Source organism: Oleiphilus sp. HI0117 (assembly GCF_001635235.1).
This window is the reverse complement of record NZ_LWGA01000309.1, coordinates 1-235: the sequence shown is the minus strand read 5'-3', so window position 1 is coordinate 235 and position 235 is coordinate 1. Positions and strand designations below refer to the sequence as shown.

Below are 235 nucleotides of genomic sequence, written 5' to 3'. Positions count from 1 at the left end.
AGGCAGGTGGAAGTATGAGTGTTACGACTACCAAAGAGTTACTAGAGGCACTACCTAACACCGATATTTACGTCATGTATGGACAAACTGAAGCGTCAGCAAGGCTCACCTACCTGCCGCCAGCCAGACTACTAGAAAAAGCCGGCTCAATCGGCATCCCAATACCTGATGTAGAGTTAGCGATTAGCGATGAAAGCGGCAAACTATTGGGGCCAAACGAGACAGGTGAACTTAT

The 235-nt window shown here is 48.1% G+C and carries 1 protein-coding gene; it reads left to right on the top strand.

Features of this window, described 5'->3' with window-relative positions; translation table 11 throughout:
* Positions 1 to 14: 14 nt before the first annotated feature.
* The coding region (locus A3757_RS03830; protein ID WP_231878210.1) for an AMP-binding protein at positions 15 to 235 on the top strand (221 nt) is incomplete at its 3' end.